The organism is Pseudonocardia sp. C8 (assembly GCF_014267175.1).
In the GTDB taxonomy this organism is placed as follows: domain Bacteria; phylum Actinomycetota; class Actinomycetes; order Mycobacteriales; family Pseudonocardiaceae; genus Pseudonocardia.
In genome coordinates, this window is record NZ_JACMTR010000002.1 from 2,257,501 (window position 1) to 2,275,465 (window position 17,965).

A 17,965-nucleotide genomic window follows, 5' to 3' on the forward strand; every position below is an offset into this window, starting at 1 on the left:
TTCGGGAGAAGGGGGGCCACCTGCCTTGAAGCTCTTGACGGGCTAGGGGTGGGTGGTCGCAGAGACCAGGCCCAAGCGACTGTTTACTAAAAACACAGGTCCGTGCGAAGTCGCAAGACGATGTATACGGACTGACGCCTGCCCGGTGCTGGAACGTTAAGAGGACCCGTTAGCCTTTTTGGGGGCGAAGCGGAGAATTTAAGCGCCAGTAAACGGCGGTGGTAACTATAACCATCCTAAGGTAGCGAAATTCCTTGTCGGGTAAGTTCCGACCTGCACGAATGGCGTAACGACTTGGGCGCTGTCTCGACCACAGACTCGGCGAAATTGCATTACGAGTAAAGATGCTCGTTACGCGCGGCAGGACGGAAAGACCCCGGGACCTTTACTATAGCTTGGTATTGGTGCTCGGTTCGGCTTGTGTAGGATAGGTGGGAGACTGGGAAGCGGTCACGCCAGTGGTCGTGGAGTCGTTGTTGAAATACCACTCTGGTCGAATTGGGTGTCTGAACCTCGGGCCATGATCTGGTTCAGGGACAGTGCCTGGTGGGTAGTTTAACTGGGGCGGTTGCCTCCTAAAGGGTAACGGAGGCGCCCAAAGGTTCCCTCAGCCTGGTTGGTAATCAGGTGTTGAGTGTAAGTGCACAAGGGAGCTTGACTGTGAGACTGACGGGTCGAGCAGGGACGAAAGTCGGGACTAGTGATCCGGCACCTCCTGGTGGAAGGGGTGTCGCTCAACGGATAAAAGGTACCCCGGGGATAACAGGCTGATCTTGCCCAAGAGTCCATATCGACGGCATGGTTTGGCACCTCGATGTCGGCTCGTCGCATCCTGGGGCTGGAGTAGGTCCCAAGGGTTGGGCTGTTCGCCCATTAAAGCGGTACGCGAGCTGGGTTTAGAACGTCGTGAGACAGTTCGGTCCCTATCCGCCGCGCGCGTTGGAGACTTGAGGAAGGCTGTCCCTAGTACGAGAGGACCGGGACGGACGAACCTCTGGTGTGCCAGTTGTCCCGCCAGGGGCACGGCTGGTTGGCTATGTTCGGGAGGGATAACCGCTGAAGGCATCTAAGCGGGAAGCCTGTTCCAAGATGAGGTCTCCCACCACCTTTGAGTGGGTAAGGCTCCCAGGAGATGACTGGGTTGATAGGCCGGAGATGGAAGCCTTGTGAGGGGTGGAGTTGACCGGTACTAATAGGCCGAGGGCTTGCCATGACGTGTTGTTCGCATCCACTGTGTGACCCTGAGTCCACAACCGTGCCCGTGTCGGGGTGGTTGTGTGGGTTGGGCCCTGCGAGGGTTTCTTGTGGGGTTTATTTTTGGATAGTGTTGTCGGTGGTTATGGCGGTAGGGGAACGCCCGGTCCCATTCCGAACCCGGTAGCTAAGCCTTCCAGCGCCGATGGTACTGCACTCGTCAGGGTGTGGGAGAGTAGGTCGCCGCCGACATTCAACCTCAGAAAGGGGAGTCCGCAACGGTGCTGTCACCGCGCGGGCTCCCCTTTTCTTGTTTCGTGGCCGTTCCCGTCGACACCGGGAGCCGGCTCGCTCGGAGCGGTCCTCGACCGCGGAAGTGACGGTGTTCGTTTGTACCCTGAGCGCGTGACGGACGGGGAACGTCCCGGCGACGGCCGGGAGGGCGGTGACCGCCGGCGGACCGAGCGGCCCGGCGGCCGCGGAGCGCAGGCCGGTGGGTCGCGGGGATCCGACGACCGGCGACGCGGTGGCCGGGACGGCGGCCAGGGCTGGTCGGGCCGGGGCGGCGCCGGGCGCGGCGACCGTGGTGACGATCGGGGCGGCCGCGGCCGGGACGAGCGCAGGACCGGCTCGTCCTGGAACCCGAACGGGCCCGGCGGGCGGTCGGCGGCGGAGGGCCCCGGGCGCCGTGAGTCGTACGACCGAGGCGACCGACCGTTCCGCGGCCGCGCGTCCGAGGATCGTGGCGACCGCAGCTACCGTGCCGACGACCGCGGCAGCGGGCCCCGAACCGGCTCCCGGGACAGCGAGGACCGGCGGGGCCGCCCGCCCCGTGACGGAGGATCCCGGCCCGGTGACGGGCCTCGCCGCTCCTTCGAGGACGACCGGCGCGGAAGCCGCTCGTACCAGGACCGGAACCGGGGCCGCGGCGACGACCGTGGCGGCCGCTCGTTCCGCGACGACCGGCGGGACGCGCCCTCCCGCGGCGGCGGCGACCGCGCGCGGGGGCCACGCGAGGACGACCGGGGCGACCGACCCTTCCGCGCCGACCGGGCGGGCCGATCGTCCGGCGACGACCGGCGCGGCGGCTCGTACCGGCCCCGCGACGACCGTGGTGGACCGGCCCGGCGCGAGGACCGTGGTGGCCGGCCGTTCCGGGGCGGCGACGAGCGGGGCCGCCCTGACCGGGGGGAGCGCCCGTACCGCGACCGCGAGGACCGCCCGTTCCGGGGTCGGGATGAGCGGTCGGACCGGGGCCGGGCCGATCAGCCGTTCCGGGGTCGTGATGAGCGGTCGGACCGGGAGCATGGCGACCGGCCGTTCCGGGGTCGGGACGAGCGGTCCGGCCGGGGCCGGGGCGACCGCCCGTACCGGGGCCGGGACGACCGCCCGTACCGGGACCGTGGCGACCGCCCGGACCGGGATCGTGGGGACCGGCCGTTCCGGGGTCGGGACGAGCGGTCCGGCCGGGACCGTGGTGACCGTCCGTACCGGGGCCGGGACGACCGCCCGTACCGGGACCGTGGCGACCGCCCGTACCAGGGCCGGGACGACCGGCAGGAGCGGCGCGCCAACCCGTACCGCGGGCGGGACGACCGCCCCGAGCGGGACCGTGGTGACCGCCCGTATCGGGAGCGGGGCGACCAGCCGTATCGGAGCCGCGACGACCGGCCCGACCGGGACCGTGGCAACCGTCCGTACCGGGGCCGGGACGAGCGGTCGGACCAGGACCGTGGTGACCGTGCGTACGAGGAGCGGGGCGACCGCTCGTTCGGCGGGCGGGACGACCGCCGGTCCGGCCGTGGCGGCGGGTCCTACGAGAACCGCGGTGACCGGCCGTACCGGGGCCGGGACGACCGTGATCGCGGCGATCGGTCGTACCGCGGGGATCGAGCCCAGCGGCCGGGTGCGGAACGTGCCGAGCGCCGTCCGCGCGGCGTAGACGATCACCGTCCGGCCCGGGACGACCTCGACCGGGTCGACGGGCTCGACGTTCCGCCCGGCGAGCAGGTCGGACCGGTACGCCCCCGGCACGACGAGCACACCGGGCCCGAGCGCCCCGCCGGCGCGACCGGCCCGGCCGACACGACTCCCGAGGCCGGCACTACGGCCGACGGCAATGCGGCTGTCCACGAGGCCGGAAGCCCGGTCGACGGCACCACGCCCGTTCGCGAGCCTGCCGGCCCGATCGACAGCACGGCGGCGATCGACGAGTCCGGCGCCCCGGCCGACAGCAGTGGGTCGGTCGACGGGGCCGGCGGTCCGGTCGACAGGACTGTTCCGGTCGACGGTGACGGCGCACCGGCCGACGGCACTGCGCCGATCCGCGAGCCCGGCGAGACGGCCGAGGGCGCTGCGCCGATCCGCGAGCCCGGCGAGACGGCCGACGGCACCGCGCTGGCCCGCGAGCCGGGCGCGCCGGAGCGCCGCGCCGCCGTCGCGGGTGACCGGGACGACGAGCGCGGGCACCGTCGTCCGCGGCAGCAGGGCGACCGCCGCGGCCCGCGGGACGAGCGCCGTCGCGACGACCGTGCCGGCCGGCGGGAGGACCGACCGGACCGGGGCGGGCGCCCCCGGCGCATCCCCGAGTCGGCCGAGCGGACGTTCGTCGCCGAGCCATCGCTGCCGGACTCCGTGTCGGCCTCGGACCTCGACGCGAGCGTGCGGCGGGACCTGCGCGGGCTGCAGAAGGAGACCGCCGAGTCCGTGGCCCGGCATCTCGTCGCGGCCGGCGTGCTCGTCGACGAGGACCCCGTCCTGGCGCTCGAGCACGCCCGCTACGCGCGGCGGCGGGCGTCGCGGATCGCCGTGGTCCGGGAGGCGGCCGGCATCGTCGCCTACCACGCCGGCGAGTGGAACGAGGCTCTCGGCGAGTTCCGCGCCGCACGGCGGATGGGTGGCGGGCCCGGACACGTGCACGTCATGGCGGACATCGAGCGTGCGCTGGGGCGGCCGGAGCGGGCGATCGACCTCGCCCGCAGTCCGGAGGCACGCGACCTCGGCCCCGAGGAGCGGATCGAGCTGCTGATCGTGGCGGCCGGTGCCCGGCGAGACCTGGGCGAGCTGGACGCGGCCGTCGTCGGGCTGCAGGTCCCCGAGCTCGACGAGCGCCGCCGCGACCCGTGGAGCGCCCGGCTGTTCTACGCCTACGCCGACAACCTGCTCGCCGCCGGCCGCGAGTCCGAGGCCGTGCAGTGGTTCGTGCACGCCCACGACGCCGACACCGACGGGCGGACCGACGCGGCCGTGCGGATCGCCGAGCTGACCGGTGAGGAGCTGCCCACCCCCGACGACGACGGACTGTCCATCGGCTACGAGGACGTCCCGGTCGAGGGCCCCGGCGACACCGCCGAGGGCGCGGACGAGCACGACCGGACCGGCGCCGCTCCCTCCGGGGATGCGGCGACCGGAGCGGTCCCCACTGGCGCGCCGGGTGACCGCGAGCCGGGTGGCGGCACCGGGAGCGACGACCCGGTACGGGGCGGCGGAGCCGGGCCCGACGGGAGCGGCGACCTCCCGACCGAGAAGCCCGTCGGTGACCGTGCCGGGACCGCCCGGCCGGTCGGCGACGACCCCCGGACCGAACGGACCGGGGGTGACGATGCCGGCACCGCGGAGAGCTCCGGCGGCACCGGCACCGCGGAGACGCCCAGCAGCACCGGCACCGCGGAGACATCCGGCGGCACCGGCGCCGCGGAAGGGGATCACCGATGACCGACGACCTGCTGTCCCGGCACGACGTCCTGCTCGCCGACCTCGACGGCACTCTCTACCGGGGGCCCGCCGTGGTCCCCGGGGCCGTCGAGGCCGTGCGCGGCGCGGCCGACCGCGGGGTGCCGACCGTGTACGTCACCAACAACGCGTCCCGCAGCCCGGCCGAGGTCGCCGCTCACCTCGTCGAGCTGGGCTTCCCTGCCGCCGTCGGGGACGTCCGCGCCAGCTCGCAGGCGGCGGCCGCGATGCTCGCCGAGCAGCTGCCCGCCGGCGCACCGGTCCTGGTGGTCGGGACGTCCGCGCTGGCCGACGAGGTCCGGGCCCGCGGGCTCACGGTCGTCGAGACCGCGGACGGGGCCGCCGCCGTCGTCCAGGGACACTCGCCGGACACCGGCTGGCGGCAGCTGGCCGAGGCCGTCGTCGCGGTCCGTGCCGGCGCCCGGTGGGTCGCCACGAACGTCGACGCGACCCTCCCGACCGAACGCGGACCGATGCCCGGCAACGGGTCGATGGTGCACGTGGTGCGCACGGCGTCCGGTGGCGAACCGCAGGTCGCGGGCAAGCCCGGTGCGCGGTTGCTCCGTGAGGCCCAGGGCGGGGCGACGCGCCCGCTGGTGGTCGGTGACCGGCTGGACACCGACATCGAGGGTGCGAACGCGCTGGGCGCGCCCTCGCTGATGGTCCTGACCGGGGTGAGCGGCGCGGCGGAGCTCCTCGCGGCGCCGCCGGAGCTGCGGCCCACCTATCTCGGTGCCGACCTCGCCGCGCTCACCCGGCACCCGGACGAGCTGGTCTTCGGCCCGCGCGACGGCTGGCGGGTGCAGGCCGGCCCGGACGGGCTGCGGCTCACCGGGGACGGCGGCGGTGCCGAACCGGCGGTCGACGCCCTGCGGGCGCTGTGCGCGGCCGCGTGGGCGCACGACGGCGACGCCCGGGTGACCGCCGACGGCGACGCGGCCGCGGCCGTACTGCGGGAGCTCGGCCTCGGGGACTGACCCGTCGGGCCGGACGGTGCTGCCCGTACCACCCGCCGCCCGTCGGTGGCTTCGGCTACCGTGGCCCGCGAGTCCCCCGTCCCCGGAGATCATCGATGACCGACCCCAGCCCCGGCCCGCGTCCGGGTGACCCACGGCCGCCGGAACAGCGCCCCGTCGCCGCCCTGCGTGCCGACGTCGAGGAGGCCGTCGCGGGGCTCGACGACCTCGACGGGCGCCCGGTCGCCGATCACCCCGCCGCGTTCGAACGGGTGCACGCCGCGCTCGGCCGCGCGCTGTCCGCCGGGTCGGAACGGGGCTGAGCGTGGCGCCCACCCGTGCGCGCCTGGACAGCGAACTCGTCCGGCGCAAGCTCGCCCGCTCCCGCGGGCAGGCCGCCGAGCTGATCGCGGCCGGCCGCGTCACGGTCAACGGCCTGCCCGCCGGGAAACCGGCGACGTTCGTCGAGCGGGACACCCCGGTCGTCGTGAAGCCCGGCGACGGGGAACCGGAGTGGGCATCCCGCGGCGCGAAGAAGCTGCTCGGGGCCCTCGAGGCGTTCCCGGACGTCGACCCGGCCGGACTGCGGTGCCTCGACGCCGGGGCCTCGACCGGCGGGTTCACCGACGTGCTGCTCAGCCGCGGGGCCCGCGAGGTCGTGGCCGTCGACGTCGGCTACGGCCAGCTGGTCTGGCGGCTGCAGTCCGACGAGCGGGTCCGGGTGCACGACCGCACCAACGTCCGCGCGCTCGGGCCCGAGGAGATCGGCGGCCCGGTCGACCTCACCGTCGCCGACCTGTCGTTCATCTCGCTGCGCACGGTGCTGCCCGCGCTCGCGGGCTGCACCGCACCCGGCGGGGACCTGCTGCCGATGGTCAAGCCGCAGTTCGAGGTGGGCAGGCAGCGGCTCGGTTCCGGCGGCGTGGTGCGGAGCCCGCAGCTGCGCACCGAGGCGTTGCGCGAGGTCGCGACGGCTGCCGTCGCGCTGGGTCTGCGGGTGCTCGGTGCGGCTGCGAGCCCGCTGCCGGGGCCGTCCGGGAACGTCGAGTACTTCCTGCACCTGCGGCGCGAGCCGGGCGCGACCGGCGACCTCGACGCGGTGCTGGCGGCGGCCGTCGCGGACGGGCCGGCATGAGGGAGATCCTGCTGGTCCTGCACACCGGGCGGCCCGCCAACCGGAAGACGGCCGTGCACGTCATGAACGAGCTCGGGCGGCTCGGCGTGCGCACCCGGGTGCTCGCCGACGAGTGGGCCGAGCTCGCGGTCGAGCCGGACCTGCCGCCCGGGCTCGCACCGGTGCAGGTGCCCGCCGGGCCCGACTGTGCCCGCGGCGCGGTGGCCGTGCTGATCCTCGGCGGTGACGGGACGCTGCTGCGTGCCGCGGCACTGGCCCGCCCGGCCGGTGCCCCGCTGCTCGGCGTGAACCTGGGGCACATCGGCTTCCTCGCCGAGGCCGAGGAGGACACCCTCGACGAGGCACTCGAGAAGCTCGCCGCCGGCGCCTACGAGGTCGAGGAGCGGACGACCCTGCAGGCCGTCGTCCGGCTGAACGGGGAGATCCTCGGCCGGACCTGGGCGCTGAACGAGGCCGTCGTCGAGAAGACCACCCGCGGCCGGATCCTCGAGGTGGTGCTGGAGGTCGACGGCCGGCCGGTGTCGTCGTTCGGCTGCGACGGCGTGCTCTGCTCGACCCCGACCGGGTCGACCGCCTACGCGTTCTCCGCGGGCGGGCCGCTGGTCTGGCCGCAGGTCCAGGCGCTGCTCGTGGTCCCGAGCAACGCGCACGCGCTGTTCGCCCGGCCGATGGTGATCGCCCCGGACAGCGCGGTCGCGATCGAGGTCTCCGCCGACGGGCCGGCCGGGGTGCTCGACTGCGACGGCCGCCGGACGATCTCCGTGCCGCCCGGTGCGCGGGTGGAGCTGAGCCGCGCCCCCGAACCGGTGCGGATGGTCCGGCTGGGCGCGCAGCCGTTCGCGGACCGGCTCGTCCGCAAGTTCGACCTGCCCGTCCGGGGATGGCGCGGGCGTCCCTCGAACACCTGATCGACCGCTCGCCGCACCGGACCGACCGCCCGAACATCCGTTCGCGCGTCGGTGCTGCGACCGTCGGGGTTCGAACGTATGGTCCCACCCATGTTGGCCGAGATGCGGATCCAGGGACTCGGCGTGATCGACGACGCGACCCTGGAGCTGGACCCGGGCCTGACCGTGCTCACCGGCGAGACCGGGGCGGGGAAGACCATGGTCGTGACCGGGTTGACCCTGCTCGGGGGCGGCCGGGCCGAGTCGTCCCGGGTGTCCGCCGGGGCCCGGCGGGCCGTGGTCGAGGGGCGGTTCGCGGCGTCGCCGGGCGCGCTGGAGCTGGCCGACGAGGTGGGCGCGGAGGCGGACGACGACGGCTCGCTGATCGCCGCGCGCACCGTCTCTGCGGACGGCCGGTCCCGGGCGCACCTGGGCGGCCGCTCGGTGCCGAACGGCGTGCTCGGCCGGTTCGCCGAGGCCCAGCTCGCCGTGCACGGGCAGAACGACCAGCTCCGGCTGCTGCGCAGCTCCGACCAGCGGGCCCTGCTGGACCGGTTCGCGGGTGACGCGGTGGCGGTCCCGCTCGCCGCGTACCGGGCGGTGCGCAGCGAGTGGCTGAAGGTCGTCGCCGAGCTCGCCGAGCGCCGGGACAACGCGCGCCGGCTCGCCCAGGAGGCCGACATGCTGCGGCACGGCCTCGCCGAGATCGAGGCCGTCGACCCGCAACCGGGGGAGGACCGCGAGCTCGTGGAGCAGGCCCGTCGCATGGTCGAGGCGGACGACCTGCGCGCCGCCGCGGAGGGCGCCCGGGCGGCCCTGTCCGGTTCGGACGACGGCGAGCATCCCGGCGCGGTCGGGCTCGCCGGGCAGGCGAAGGGGCTCGCCGAGGGCAGCGGCGATCCGGAGCTGGCCGAGCTGGGGCCGCGGCTCACCGACGCGATCGCCGTCCTGGCCGACGCGGCCGCCGAGCTGTCCGGCTACCTGAACCGGCTCGACGCGGACCCGGAGCGGCTGTCCCAGGTCCTCGCCCGGCAGGCGGAGCTGAAGGCGCTCACCCGCAAGTACGCCGCCGACACCGATGGTGTCCTGGAGTGGGCGGCGTCCGCCCGCGAGCGCCTGGACGGGCTCGACACCTCGGACGGCGCCCTCGCCGAGCTGGCCCGCCGCCGCGACGAGCTGGCCGCCGAGCTCGCCGGACACGCCGCGGAGATCACCGCTGCGCGTACCGAGGCGGCCGGGCGGCTCGCCGAGGCGACCACCGCCGAGCTGGCCGGGCTGGCGATGAAGGACGCGCGGCTGCAGGTCGGCGTCGCGCCGCGGCCGGCCGGCGACGGCGGACCGGTGCTGGTCGTCGACGGCCGCGAGTGCCACGCCGGCACCGGTGGCGTCGACGAGGTGGAGGTCCGGCTCGTCCCGCACCCCGGCGCGGCCCCACAGCCGCTGCACAAGGGTGCCTCCGGCGGCGAGCTGTCCCGGGTGATGCTCGCGCTGGAGGTCGCGCTCGCCGGCTCCGACCCGGTCCCGACGATGGTGTTCGACGAGGTCGACGCGGGTGTCGGCGGCCGGGCCGCGGTCGAGATCGGGCGCAGGCTCGCCCGGCTGGCACAGCGGCACCAGGTGATCGTCGTGACGCACCTGCCGCAGGTCGCCGCGTACGCCGACCGGCACCTCGTCGTGCAGAAGGCGTCCGACACCGGGGAGACCCGTTCCAGCGTGCGTCGGCTGTCCGAGGAGGAACGCACCCAGGAGCTGGCCCGGATGCTCGCGGGGATGGACGACACCGACACCGGCCGGGCGCACGCCGAGGAGCTGCTCGCCGCGGCGACCGCACACCGCGACGCGGACCGGGCGGCGTCCGCACCGGCGGACCTGGCGCGGGCCCGCTCCCGGCGGGCCGGGACCTCCGGCGCCCGCACCCGAGGCGCGGCACGGCGCCGGAAGGCCGGCTGACCCCGCCGGCCCCGCGCCGCCCGCCGCCCGCCGCCCGGTCTCGCCTGCGAGACGCCCCGCCCCTGGCCACTCATGGAGCTTAAGTCCTGTGCCGCGGGACTTAAGCTCCATGAGTGGCGAGGGGGCGAGGGGGTGGAGACGGCGCGGATGACGCTGTGGTCACGCTGCGGCGTGCCTGCACCGCCACTCGCGTCCCAGGTGTCACAGTGCGCTCATGAAGCTGTCCGGCCTGCTGCACCGATCGCGACCGGAGCTGCCGGGTCTGACCGGCCCGGCTCGCGCCGACCGCCGAACCGAGGCGCTGCTGCGCCGGCTCCGGCCGGGTGACATCGCCGTCCTCGACCAGGTCGATCTCGACCGCGCCACCGCCGACGCGCTGGTGGCCGCGCGGGTCGCCGCCGTCGTGAACGCGGCGCCGTCGATCTCCGGCCGGTTCCCCAACCTCGGCCCGCAGGTGCTGGTGGAGGCCGGGATCCCGCTCGTCGACGACTGCGGCGAGGAGATCCTGCGCGCGGTCAAGGACGGCGCGAAGGTCCGGCTGCACGACGGCGTCCTCTACTCCGGGGAGCAGCCGCTCGGCCAGGGCCGCGAGCAGACCGAGGCCTCGGTCGCCGACGCGCTCGACGAGGCCAAGCAGGGTCTCACCCACCAGCTCGAGGCGTTCGCCGCCAACACCATCGAGTTCATGCGCCGGGAGCGGTCGCTGCTGCTCGACGGGCACGGCGTCCCCGAGGTCGACGTCGACCTCGACGGCCGCCAGGTGCTCGTCGTCGCCGCGGGGTACGACCACACCGCGGTGCTGAAGCGACTCAAGGCCTACATCAAGGAGTACCGGCCGGTGCTCGTCGGCGTCGGGGCCGGCGCCGACGCCCTGATCGCCGCGAAGTACAAGCCGGACCTCATCGTCTCCGACCCGTCCGAGGTGTCGAACCAGGCGCTGACCAGCGGCGCCGACGTCGTCGTCCCGGCCTTCCCGGACGGGCACGCCCCCGGCCTGCACCGCGTCCAGGACCTCGGCGCCAGCGCGGTGACGTTCCCGTCGATGGCGAACCCGGAGGACCTCGCGCTGCTGCTCGCCCACCACCACGGCGCCGGCATGATCGTCACCGTGGGGCTGTCGGCGTCGATGGCGGAGTTCCTCGACCGCGGTCGCTCGGGCAGCAACGCCTCCACGTTCCTGACCCGGCTGCAGGCCGGGGGATCGGTCGTCGACGGCGCGATGATCGCGCAGATGTACCGCAGCCGGACCTCGCTCGTGCCGCTGTTGCTGCTGCTGATCGCGGTGGCCCTGGTGGCCGTCGTCGTCGCGGTGCTCGTCGCCGGCGCCGGGCCCGCGGTGCTCGAGTGGGCCCGCGGCCTCCTCGAGATCGTCCGGTCCTGGTTCCCGGCGTGATCTCGCGGCGCTACCACCGGGTCGCCCTGGTCACCGTGTTCGTGCTGGCCCTGGTGGCCGGCGTCGTCGTCGGGGCCGTGGGGCTGCCGCAGCGGATCGCGAGCACGGTCGCGGCCCGCACGGACACCGGCGAGGTCGCGCAGCTCCGCGCCGAACGCGACACGCTCGCCGCCCAGCAGCGCGCGACCGATGACTTCACCACCCGGATCGCGCCGGGCCTGGTCCGGGACACCCTCGCCGGGGTGCCGGTCACGGTCGTCGCGCTCGGGGCCGAGCCGGCCGACACCCGCGCGGTCACCGACCTCGTCACCGCGGCAGGCGGGACGGTCGCGTCGCACGTCGCGCTGTCCCCGGCCGTCACCGACCCGGCGCGCGCCGACCAGCTCCGGGACCTGTCCGCCCGGCTGCTGCCGTCCGGCGCGCAGCTGCCCACCTCCTCCGACGCCGGCACCCTCGCGGGGGGTCTGCTCGGCGCGGCCCTGCTCGCCCCCGCGGACGCGCCCGCGCCCGACCCGCAGCAGGCCGGTGCGGTGCTCGCGGGCCTCGCCGGGGCCGGCTTCGCCGACCAGCCCGCGGGGGAGCCTGCAGCGGGGCGGCTGGCCGTCGTCGTCACCGGGGGCGCCTACGACGGGGTGGACGCCGCCGGCTCGGCCGCCACCGCCGCCGCGCTCGCCGCCGAGCTCGACCGCCGCGGGGCCGGTGCGGTGCTCGCCGGGCGGGACGCGTCCCCGGCAGCCCCGGTCGGCGCGGCCCGTGCGCACCCCGGCCCGCTGTCCACCGTCGACGGGGTCGGCACGGGGGCCGGGCGGCTCGCGACCGTCCTCGCGCTCGCCGAACGTCACGCCGGGCGGACCGGGCAGTACGGCACCGGTGCGGGCTCGACGGCCCCCGTTCCGTCCGTCTGAGACCGATCGGTAGGCTGAAGCTCCGTGCAGACTCGCGCCACCCGTCATCTGTTCGTCACCGGCGGGGTCGCGTCCTCGCTGGGTAAGGGCCTCACCGCGTCCAGCCTGGGGCAGCTGCTCACCGCGCGCGGGCTCCGCGTGACGATGCAGAAGCTCGACCCCTACCTCAACGTCGACCCCGGGACGATGAACCCGTTCCAGCACGGCGAGGTGTTCGTCACCGAGGACGGCGCGGAGACCGACCTCGACATCGGGCACTACGAGCGGTTCCTGGACCGCGATCTGCAGGGCCGGGCCAACGTCACCACCGGCCAGGTGTACTCCGAGGTCATCGCCAAGGAGCGCCGCGGCGAGTACCTGGGCGACACCGTGCAGGTCATCCCGCACATCACGAACGAGATCAAGGACCGGGTCCTCGCGATGGCCGAGCCCGACGCCGAGGGCATCGCCCCCGACGTCGTGATCACCGAGGTCGGCGGCACGATCGGCGACATCGAGTCGCTGCCGTTCGTCGAGGCCGCCCGCCAGGTCCGGCACGAGGTCGGCCGGGACAACTGCTTCTTCCTGCACGTCTCCCTGGTGCCCTACCTGGCGCCGTCGGGGGAGCTGAAGACCAAGCCGACCCAGCACTCGGTCGCCGCGCTGCGCAACATCGGCATCCAGCCCGACGCGCTGGTGCTGCGCGCGGACCGGGAGATCCCGGACGCGATGAAGCGCAAGATCTCGCTGATGTGCGACATCGAGCTCGACGGGGTCGCCGCCGCGCCGGACGCGCCGTCGATCTACGACATCCCCAAGGTGCTGCACCGCGAGGGCCTCGACGCCTACGTCGTCCGCCGGCTCGGTCTGCCGTTCCGCGACGTCGACTGGACCGTCTGGGGGGACCTGCTCGACCGCGTGCACCACCCGCAGGAGACCGCGACGATCGCGCTCGTCGGCAAGTACGTCGACCTCCCGGACGCCTACCTGTCGGTGACCGAGGCCCTGCGGGCCGGCGGGTTCGCCCACCACTCCAAGGTCGCGATCCGCTGGGTGCCCTCGGACACCTGCGAGACCCCGGCCGGCGCGGCGGAGGCGCTCGACGGCGTCGACGGCGTCCTCGTGCCGGGCGGGTTCGGCATCCGCGGCATCGGCGGCAAGCTCGGCGCGATCACCCACGCCCGCACCCGCGGGATCCCGACCCTCGGGCTGTGCCTGGGCCTGCAGTGCATGGTCATCGAGGCGGCGCGCGAGCTCGCCGGGCTGGACGGGGCGAGCTCGTCGGAGTTCGACCCGGACACCGAGCACCCGGTGATCTCGACGATGGCGACCCAGCGCGAGGTCGTCGCCGGGGAACGCGACATGGGCGGGACGATGCGGCTCGGCGCCTACCCGGCCGTGCTGCCGCCCGGTTCGGTCGCGGCGAAGGCCTACGGGGCCCGGGAGGTCTCCGAGCGCCACCGGCACCGCTACGAGGTCAACAACGCCTACCGGCAGCAGCTGTCCGAGGCCGGGCTGGTCTTCGGCACGTCCCCGGACGGGACGCTCGTGGAGTTCGTGGAGCTCCCGGCCTCGCAGCACCCGTTCTTCGTCGGGACCCAGGCCCACCCGGAGCTGAAGAGCCGCCCGACCCGGCCGCACCCGCTGTTCGCGGCGTTCGTGAAGGCGGCGCTGCGCTATCGGGCCGAGGACCGGCTGCCGGTCCAGCTGCCCGGCCGCAACGGCGACTCCGACGACGGCGAGCCGGCCGGTGGCGGCGAGGCGGCCGGTCCGAACGGCTCCGTCCCGGTGGAGAGCACGCCGGGCAGCTGACGCGGAGTCCTCGAGCGCCGGTGGATCGCCGGCACCGGACGTCGACGCCACCGGCGTCGTCCCGGATGCGGGCCGCCCGGCACCGGTCCACCGCCGCGCGCCCGGCACCCGTCCCACCGCCGCACGTCCGGTGGCCGGGCCCACCCGCCGCGCGCCGGGAACCGCCCGCCGGGCCGGCGATCACGCTCGGGCGTCGTGGAGCCCGGCCCGGCCGCGTGCCACTACCCTGCGGGACGTGATCGTGTCGTTCTGCGTTCCTGCGCCCGTGCTCCCGGAGGTGGTCCGGTGATCCGCCCCGGCGAGCACGACTTCCCGGTCCGGTCGGCCACCGACATCTACTCCGGCCGGGTCATGGCGCTGCGCTCGGACCGGGTCGTGATGCCCGGCGGCCGGGTGGCGACCCGGGAGATCCTCGAGCACCCGGGCGCGGTCGCCGTCGTCGCCGTCGACGACCGGGACCGGGTGCGGATGCTGCTCCAGTACCGGCACGCCGTGCGGCGACGGCTGTGGGAGCTGCCCGCAGGCCTGCTGGACGTGGCGGGGGAGGACCCCGCGGTCACCGCCGGCCGGGAGCTCACCGAGGAGGCCGGGCTGGTCGCGCGCGACTGGTCGCTGCTGCTCGACGTCGTCCCCTCGCCCGGGTTCTCCGACGAGTCCGTGCGGATCTTCCTGGCCCGCGACCTCGTCGAGGAGGCGCGCCCGGACCTGGGCGACGACGAGGAGGCCGACATCGAGCTGCGCTGGATCCCGATCGACGACGCGGTCGCGATGGTGTTCGCCGGGGAGATCGTCAACGCGGTGTCCTGCGCCGGGCTGCTCGCCGCACGCCAGGTGCTGACCGGCGACTACGACCCGCGGCCGACCGGCAGCGAGTGGGTGGACCGCCCGGTCCGGTTCGCCCGCCGCCGCGACGGCGACGACTGATCCGACCCGTGGCGTACCCGGCCCGGGCGGCACCGCCGTCCTAGGCTCGCCGCATGCGTTTCGGACTGTTCGTTCCCCAGGGCTGGCGGCTCGACCTCGTCGGCATCGACCCCGTCGCCCAGTGGGACGTCATGCGCGGCCTCGCCGACCACGCCGACCGCGGGGACGCCTGGGAGTCGATCTGGGTCTACGACCACTTCCACACCGTCCCCGAGCCCACCGACGAGGCCTGCCACGAGGCGTGGAGCCTGATGGCCGCGTTCGCGGCGACGACCGAACGCGTGCGGCTCGGCCAGATGTGCACCTGCGCGGCCTACCGCAACCCCGCCTACCTGGCGAAGGTGGCGGCGACCTGCGACGTCATCTCGAAGGGCCGGGTCGAGATGGGCATCGGCGGCGGCTGGTACGAGCACGAGTGGCGGGCCTACGGCTACGGCTTCCCGCGGCCCGGCGAGCGGCTCGGGATGCTCGGCGAGACGGTCCGGATCCTCGACCAGGCCTGGCGGGAGGGCCGGGCGAGCCTGGACGGCAAGCACTACCAGGTCGACGACGCGATCGTCGCGCCCCGGCCGCTGCAGGACGGCGGCATCCCGCTGTGGATCGCCGGTGGCGGGGAGAAGGTCACGCTGAAGATCGCCGCGAGGCACGCGCGGTACACCAACTTCGACGGCACCCTCGAGGGCTTCCGGCACAAGTCCGCGGTGCTCGCCGACCACTGCCGCGAGGTCGGCACCGACTTCGACGCGATCGTCCGCTCGGCCAACTACAACATCGCCGTCGGCAGCACCGAGGCCGAGGTGGAGGACCGGCTGCGCGCGCTCGTCGACCGGATCACCCGGATCGTCGGCGCGGAGAAGGCCGAGGGCGCGCTGTCGGCGTTCCGCGGGCTCCCCGGTGTCGGCACACCGGAACAGGTCGTCGAGAACCTGTCCGCGCTCCGCGACGCCGGCATGAGCTACGCCGTCTGCTACTTCCCCGAAGCGGCCTACGACCGGTCGGGCCTCGAGATGTTCGAGCGCGAGGTCGTGCCGGCGCTGCGGGACTGACCCGGTGCCCACCCCGGAACGGGTGGTCGAGGACTACCTCGGGCACCTCGCCGTCGAGCGCGGGCGGGCGGCGAACACGCTGCGCTCGTACCGGCTCGACCTGGACCGCTACACCGCCCACCTGGCCTCGCTCGGCCGTCCGGACCTGGCCGCCGTCACCGAGGCCGACGTCGCCGGGTTCGTGACCGCCCTGCGGACCGGGGAGAAGCCGCTCGCCGCGTCCTCGGCCGCGCGGGCGCTCGCCGCGGTCCGCGGGCTGCACCGGTTCGCCGTGCAGGAGGGCATCGTGGCGGCCGACGTCGCCGCCGGGGTGGCGCCGCCGTCGCTGCCGTCGCGGCTGCCCACGGCGCTGTCGGTGGACCAGGTGGACCAGCTCCTCGCGGGCTGCGTCGCGGACTCCCCGACCGGGCTGCGGGACCGGGCGCTGCTGGAGCTGCTCTACTCGACCGGTGCCCGGATCTCCGAGATCGTCGGCGCCGACCTCGACGACCTCGACCAGGGCGCGCGCACGGTCCTGCTGCACGGCAAGGGGAGCAAGCAGCGGATCGTGCCGGTCGGGCGGCCCGCGCTGGCCGCCGTCGACGCCTACCTGGTGCGCGCCCGCCCGGCCCTGGCCGCCCGCGGGGCCGGGAACCCGGCGCTGCTGCTCAACGCCCGCGGTGCCCGGATGTCCCGGCAGAGCGCGTGGCACGTGCTGCGGTCGGCGGCCGAGGCGTCCGGCCTGCCCCCGTCGACGGTCGCGTCGATCTCCCCGCACACCCTGCGACACTGCTTCGCGACCCACCTGCTCTCCGGCGGCGCGGACGTCCGCGTGGTGCAGGAGCTCCTCGGGCACGCCTCGGTCGCGACCACCCAGATCTACACCCACGTGACCGTCGACACGCTGCGCGAGGTCTACGCGACCGCCCACCCCCGTGCCCGCGGGTGATCACGGATCGGGAGGGAACCCGGCCAGGAACGGCCGCATCCGCTCCCGATTCGTGATCACGGTTCACCGGTGCGAGCGGTACGACCGGGATCCGCCGTGGGGAGGGGCGAGGGTACCGACGATGCCGGGATGGACCTGACATCCCTGCTGCGGGCACAGGGGGGCGTCGTGACGACGGCGCAGGCCGAGCGCTGTGGTGTCGCCCCGCGCACCCTTCGCCGGTGGGTGCGGGAGGGCCGCTGGAACACCCCGTACCCCGGGATCTACAGGGACGGTTCCCACCGTTTCGGGCCTCGGGCCCGGATCCGCGCGGTCGCGCTGTGGGGCGGGGAGTCGGGGACGGTCGCGGGCCCGGCGGCCGCATGGTGGTACGGCCTGCTCGACTGCGCGCCCGCGATCGTCACCCTGATCCTTCCCCGGACGACCTCACGCCGACCGCGCCGAGGGGTGTGCGTGCGCCGACGAGACCTCGAGGCCGCCGACCGCGCCGTGCACGACGGCATCGCCCTGACCGCACGGCCGCTGACGGTCCTCGAAGCGGCCACGGCAATCCCGGACGGCGCCGCATTCCTGGACCGGGCCCTGCAGCGCCGGTGGGTCACCTTCGACGCCGTGTACGCCGCGTGGTGCCGGGCCTGCGGTGCCACCGGATCGGCACAGGTCCGTCGGCTGCTCGTGGCCGCGGCCGACCGGGCGGCGTCGGAAGCCGAGCGCCGGCTCGTGCGGTTGCTGCGCGATGCGGGGATCGGCGGCTGGGAGCTCGGGTACCGGTTCGGTCCCTACGAGCTCGACCTCGCCTTCCCCGCGGCCCGGGTCGCCGTGGAGTTCGACGGCTGGGCGTGGCACACCGACGTCGCACGGTTCCGCAACGACCGGCGCAAGGGCAATGAGCTGGTCCTCGCGGGGTGGACCCTCCTGCGGGTGACCTGGCACGACCTGGAGACGGCGCCCGGGCGCGTGCTCGCGCAGATCCGCCACGCCCTCGGCAACGGCCGGTGATCCACGAACCGTCGTCGATCCGGCCACGGATGACCGCATCTGCTCCGGATCCGTGATCACCGTCGGCGCGACACGCCGGGCGCGGGCCGCCGCGGGGCGGTCACGGCCCGCAGGTAGGGTGACCC

At 74.8% G+C, this 17,965-nt stretch carries 13 protein-coding genes and 2 rRNA genes (1 of these 15 cut by a window edge); all 15 read left to right on the top strand.

Annotated elements, in window-relative coordinates; translation table 11 throughout:
* Positions 1–1,212, top strand: a 23S ribosomal RNA gene (locus tag H7X46_RS11180) (it extends 1,876 nt beyond the left edge of the window).
* Positions 1,213–1,329: 117 nt separating this feature from the next.
* Positions 1,330–1,446 (top strand): 5S ribosomal RNA (gene rrf / locus H7X46_RS11185).
* A 153-nt stretch (positions 1,447–1,599) separates the two neighbouring features.
* Positions 1,600–4,908 carry a hypothetical protein gene (locus tag H7X46_RS11190; protein WP_186359336.1) on the top strand — a complete coding sequence of 1,103 codons (3,309 nt, stop codon included), beginning with the start codon at positions 1,600–1,602 and terminating at the stop codon, positions 4,906–4,908.
* Positions 4,905–5,903 carry an HAD hydrolase-like protein gene (locus H7X46_RS11195; RefSeq protein ID WP_186359337.1) on the top strand — a complete coding sequence of 333 codons (999 nt, stop codon included), beginning with the start codon at positions 4,905–4,907 and terminating at the stop codon, positions 5,901–5,903. The genes H7X46_RS11190 and H7X46_RS11195 overlap by 4 nt, the downstream gene beginning before the upstream one ends.
* Before the next feature lie 95 nt (positions 5,904–5,998).
* Positions 5,999–6,205 (top strand): hypothetical protein, encoded by a 207-nt coding sequence (locus tag H7X46_RS11200; protein WP_186359338.1) that lies wholly within the window; start codon positions 5,999–6,001, stop codon positions 6,203–6,205.
* A gap of 2 nt (positions 6,206–6,207) precedes the next feature.
* Complete coding sequence (locus tag H7X46_RS11205; protein ID WP_186359339.1) at positions 6,208–7,017, top strand: TlyA family RNA methyltransferase; 810 nt, start codon at positions 6,208–6,210, stop codon at positions 7,015–7,017.
* Positions 7,014–7,925 (top strand): NAD kinase, encoded by a 912-nt coding sequence (locus H7X46_RS11210; RefSeq protein WP_186359340.1) that lies wholly within the window; start codon positions 7,014–7,016, stop codon positions 7,923–7,925. The genes H7X46_RS11205 and H7X46_RS11210 overlap by 4 nt, the downstream gene beginning before the upstream one ends.
* A gap of 90 nt (positions 7,926–8,015) precedes the next feature.
* Positions 8,016–9,854, top strand: a complete 1,839-nt coding sequence (gene recN / locus H7X46_RS11215) for a DNA repair protein RecN (RefSeq protein ID WP_186359341.1) — start codon at positions 8,016–8,018, stop codon at positions 9,852–9,854.
* A 214-nt stretch (positions 9,855–10,068) separates the two neighbouring features.
* Complete coding sequence (gene steA / locus H7X46_RS11220) at positions 10,069–11,247, top strand: putative cytokinetic ring protein SteA (RefSeq protein WP_186359342.1); 1,179 nt, start codon at positions 10,069–10,071, stop codon at positions 11,245–11,247.
* Positions 11,244–12,152: a copper transporter gene (locus tag H7X46_RS11225; RefSeq protein ID WP_186359343.1), complete on the top strand. Its 909-nt coding sequence runs from the start codon at positions 11,244–11,246 to the stop codon at positions 12,150–12,152. Before steA ends, H7X46_RS11225 begins: the two co-directional genes overlap by 4 nt.
* Before the next feature lie 24 nt (positions 12,153–12,176).
* The gene (locus tag H7X46_RS11230) at positions 12,177–13,943 is read left to right on the top strand and encodes a CTP synthase (protein ID WP_186359344.1); all 1,767 of its coding nucleotides are present in this window, start codon (positions 12,177–12,179) and stop codon (positions 13,941–13,943) included.
* Positions 13,944–14,228: 285 nt separating this feature from the next.
* Entirely contained in the window at positions 14,229–14,867 is a 639-nt protein-coding gene (locus H7X46_RS11235; RefSeq protein ID WP_370588708.1) for an NUDIX domain-containing protein, read from the top strand.
* Between the two features lie 53 nt (positions 14,868–14,920).
* Complete coding sequence (locus H7X46_RS11240) at positions 14,921–15,913, top strand: LLM class F420-dependent oxidoreductase (RefSeq protein ID WP_186359345.1); 993 nt, start codon at positions 14,921–14,923, stop codon at positions 15,911–15,913.
* A gap of 4 nt (positions 15,914–15,917) precedes the next feature.
* Entirely contained in the window at positions 15,918–16,841 is a 924-nt protein-coding gene (locus H7X46_RS11245) for a site-specific tyrosine recombinase XerD (RefSeq protein ID WP_186359346.1), read from the top strand.
* 129 nt (positions 16,842–16,970) lie between these two features.
* On the top strand, positions 16,971–17,840 hold the full coding sequence (locus H7X46_RS11250; RefSeq protein ID WP_186359347.1) for a type IV toxin-antitoxin system AbiEi family antitoxin domain-containing protein: 870 nt from the start codon (positions 16,971–16,973) through the stop codon (positions 17,838–17,840).
* Positions 17,841–17,965: the final 125 nt, after the last annotated feature.